The 4,006-nt window shown below is 60.0% G+C and carries 3 protein-coding genes and 2 pseudogenes; 2 read left to right on the forward strand and 3 right to left on the reverse strand.

All coding sequences use genetic code 11. From position 1 onward, the window contains the following. Both D3872_RS08305 and D3872_RS08310 read left to right on the forward strand, forming a co-directional pair. A partial coding sequence (locus D3872_RS08305; RefSeq protein WP_147373839.1) for a dTDP-4-dehydrorhamnose reductase family protein occupies window positions 1–586 on the forward strand: 586 nt, incomplete at its 5' end. 8 nt (window positions 587–594) lie between these two features. Further along, window positions 595–1,594: pseudogene (locus D3872_RS08310) on the forward strand (polysaccharide biosynthesis protein). A 66-nt stretch (window positions 1,595–1,660) separates the two neighbouring features. On the opposite strand, the pseudogene D3872_RS08315 reads toward D3872_RS08310, so the two are convergent. The 3 genes and pseudogenes from D3872_RS08315 to D3872_RS08325 form a co-directional block, all read right to left on the reverse strand. Further along, a pseudogene (locus tag D3872_RS08315) lies at window positions 1,661–2,689 on the reverse strand (polysaccharide biosynthesis protein). An 8-nt stretch (window positions 2,690–2,697) separates the two neighbouring features. Further along, window positions 2,698–3,552 carry a dTDP-4-dehydrorhamnose reductase family protein gene (locus D3872_RS08320; RefSeq protein WP_119809636.1) on the reverse strand — a complete coding sequence of 285 codons (855 nt, stop codon included), beginning with the start codon at window positions 3,550–3,552 and terminating at the stop codon, window positions 2,698–2,700. After that, window positions 3,552–4,006, reverse strand: a 455-nt coding sequence (locus tag D3872_RS08325) for a glycosyltransferase (protein ID WP_119810332.1), incomplete at its 5' end; no start/stop codon positions are given. The genes D3872_RS08325 and D3872_RS08320, both read right to left, overlap by 1 nt.

A 4,006-nucleotide genomic window follows, 5' to 3' on the forward strand; every position in this document is an offset into this window, starting at 1 on the left:
GCGCGTGCTGCCGATCAATTCCATGTTGCCGCACCGGCTCGCAAAGCTGTGCGCGTTGGCCGGCGCGCGACTGGTGCATGTGAGCACCGACTGTGTCTTTGCGGGTACCAAGGGGCGCTACCACGAGACAGACGTATCCGATGCGACCGATCTGTACGGAAAATCGAAGTATATTGGCGAAGTCCACACGGACAACGCAATTACCTTGCGCACCTCGATCATAGGCCATGAGCTGCAGAACGGCCATAGCCTAGTCGACTGGTTCCTCTCGCAAGGGGCGAACTGCCGCGGCTTTTCCAGGGCGATCTTCTCGGGACTGCCGACTGTGGTGCTGGCCACGCTGGTGCGCGATGTCATCTTCCCACGCCCGGACCTGTCGGGCCTGTACCACGTGGCCGCCGAGCCGATCAACAAGTTCGACTTGCTGAACCTGATCAAGCGCGTGTACGGCAAGCAAATCGAGATCGCCGACGACCCATCCCTGGTCATCGACCGCTCGCTCGACGCCAGTCGTCTGCGCGAGGCAACCGGCTACGTGGCGCCGTCTTGGAACGAAATGATTACCACCATGCATTCATATAAGTAGGAAGATCCATGTTTGACGACAAAGTATTATTGATACCGGCGGCACTGGCTCGTTCGGAAACACGGTGTTAAAGCGATTCTTGACCACCTCGGTCAGGGAAATCCGGATTTTCAGCCGCGATGAGAAGAAGCAGGAAGAAATGCGGATCGCGCTCAACGATAGCAAGCTGAAGTTCTACATCGGCGACGTGCGCGACTACGCCAGCCTCGACCAAGCATGCGCGGGGTCGACTACGTATTTCATGCGGCCGCACTCAAGCAGGTGCCGTCGTGCGAGTTCTACCCGATGGAAGCAGTGCGCACCAATGTGATCGGCACAGAGAACGTTATGAATGCGGCCCAGGCCAACGGCGTCAAGCGTGTCGTTGTGCTCAGCACCGACAAGGCGGTTTATCCGATCAACGCGATGGGCATTTCGAAGGCGATGGCCGAAAAGCTGATGGTGGCCAAGGCGCGCCTGCAGCGCGAAGGCGACACGGTGTTCTGCGCCACCCGCTACGGCAACGTGATGGCCTCGCGCGGCTCGGTTATCCCGCTGTTCGTGTCGCAGCTACGCGAGGAAAAGCCGCTGACTGTTACCGATCCCAACATGACGCGCTTCCTGATGTCGCTGGACGATTCGGTTGACTTGGTGCTGTACGCCTACGAGCACGGGAAGCAGGGCGACATCTTCGTGCAGAAAGCGCCAGCCTCGACCGTCGCCGACCTCGCGCAGGCGGTGCGCGAGATTTTCAACAAGAGGAACGAGATCCGCGTGATCGGCACCCGCCACGGCGAAAAGCTGTATGAATCGCTGATCTCGCGCGAGGAAATGGCGCACGCCAAAGACATGGGCGGCTACTACCGGATTCCGGCCGACAACCGCGACCTGAATTACGCCAAGTACTTCAGCGAGGGCGAGAAGGAAATTTCCGAATTGGACGACTACACCTCGCACAACACCGAGCGCCTGTCGCTGACAGATCAAGCTCCCGCTCGATTTCATCCGGAGAATACCTGGTTAAGGTAATGACGTAGTCTGCCGGGGCCAGGATATCGTGGACCGTCTGGCCGAGCTGGCCAGCACGTCCAGCAGTTATCCGGTACACACCGTCAGAACTACGCTACGAACTCCCTGGATGTTCGAAGCTCGAAATCCGTTGCTGATATGTTCCGAACCGGGGCGCTCGGTGTTGTGCGAGGTGTAGTCGTCCAATTCGGAAATTTCCTTCTCGCCCTCGCTGAAGTACTTGGCGTAATTCAGGTCGCGGTTGTCGGCCGGAATCCGGTAGTAGCCGCCCATGTCTTTGGCGTGCGCCATTTCCTCGCGCGAGATCAGCGATTCATACAGCTTTTCGCCGTGGCGGGTGCCGATCACGCGGATCTCGTTCCTCTTGTTGAAAATCTCGCGCACCGCCTGCGCGAGGTCGGCGACGGTCGAGGCTGGCGCTTTTCTGCACGAAGATGTCGCCCTGCTTCCCGTGCTCGTAGGCGTACAGCACCAAGTCAACCGAATCGTCCAGCGACATCAGGAAGCGCGTCATGTTGGGATCGGTAACAGTCAGCGGCTTTTCCTCGCGTAGCTGCGACACGAACAGCGGGATAACCGAGCCGCGCGAGGCCATCACGTTGCCGTAGCGGGTGGCGCAGAACACCGTGTCGCCTTCGCGCTGCAGGCGCGCCTTGGCCACCATCAGCTTTCGGCCATCGCCTTCGAAATGCCCATCGCGTTGATCGGATAAACCGCCTTGTCGGTGCTGAGCACAACGACACGCTTGACGCCGTTGGCCTGGGCCGCATTCATAACGTTCTCTGTGCCGATCACATTGGTGCGCACTGCTTCCATCGGGTAGAACTCGCACGACGGCACCTGCTTGAGTGCGGCCGCATGAAATACGTAGTCGACCCCGCGCATGGCTTGGTCGAGGCTGGCGTAGTCGCGCACGTCGCCGATGTAGAACTTCAGCTTGCTATCGTTGAGCGCGATCCGCATTTCTTCCTGCTTCTTCTCATCGCGGCTGAAAATCCGGATTTCCCTGACCGAGGTGGTCAAGAATCGCTTTAACACCGTGTTTCCGAACGAGCCAGTGCCGCCGGTAATCAATAATACTTTGTCGTCAAACATGGATCTTCCTACTTATATGAATGCATGGTGGTAATCATTTCGTTCCAAGACGGCGCCACGTAGCCGGTTGCCTCGCGCAGACGACTGGCGTCGAGCGAGCGGTCGATGACCAGGGATGGGTCGTCGGCGATCTCGATTTGCTTGCCGTACACGCGCTTGATCAGGTTCAGCAAGTCGAACTTGTTGATCGGCTCGGCGGCCACGTGGTACAGGCCCGACAGGTCCGGGCGTGGGAAGATGACATCGCGCACCAGCGTGGCCAGCACCACAGTCGGCAGTCCCGAGAAGATCGCCCTGGAAAAGCCGCGGCAGTTCGCCCCTTGCGAGAGGAACCAGTCGACTAGGCTATGGCCGTTCTGCAGCTCATGGCCTATGATCGAGGTGCGCAAGGTAATTGCGTTGTCCGTGTGGACTTCGCCAATATACTTCGATTTTCCGTACAGATCGGTCGCATCGGATACGTCTGTCTCGTGGTAGCGCCCCTTGGTACCCGCAAAGACACAGTCGGTGCTCACATGCACCAGTCGCGCGCCGGCCAACGCGCACAGCTTTGCGAGCCGGTGCGGCAACATGGAATTGATCGGCAGCACGCGCAGGGGATCGTTGGCTTGGGCCAGCTGCTTGACCACTCCGACACAGTTAACCACCACGTCTGGGCGCGCCTCGGCCATCGCGCCGGCCAATGAGTCGACGTTCTCGACATCGACCCCGATTAGGAAGCGCTCGGCAATCGCCGACTCGAAGTAACGACTGGCGCTAGCTCCGCGTACTGTTCCGATCACTTCCATCCCCGCATCCTCGCTGAGTACACGTACCATCGCGCTGCCGAGCATGCCGCTCGCACCCAATACCAATACCCTCATCACTGTTCATCCTTCCTGTTTGCTATGCACGACCCGACGATAGCGGCCAGCTGGCCGACCAGCATGTCGTGCGAAAAATGCTGCGCGAAATAGCGCGCGCCGTTGGTTCCCATCCTGGCCCGCTCTACCGGATCGGTGCGGTACAAGCGCAGCACCGCGTCGGCCAGCGCCGCCCCGTCCTCAGCCGCGACTGCCACGCCGGCGTTAGCCCGCCGCACCAAGCGCGCGCCCTCGCCGTTTAGCGAGGCCACGATCGGGCGCCCGGCGGCCAGGTAATTCTGCAGTTTGCTCGGCACCGTGTAGCTGAAGATTTCCTGGTCCGTAAGGGTGACTAGGAGCGCGCCCGCCTGCTGCATGACAGCCGGCATGGTTTCGACGGGGTACCTGCCCGGCAAGTGGAGGTTGTCCAGCTGGCGCCGGGCTTTTTCCTCCAGCATCCAGGCACGCCGGCTTC

The sequence above is a fragment of the Massilia cavernae genome (assembly GCF_003590855.1).
In the GTDB taxonomy this organism is placed as follows: Bacteria; Pseudomonadota; Gammaproteobacteria; order Burkholderiales; family Burkholderiaceae_D; genus Telluria_A; species Telluria_A cavernae.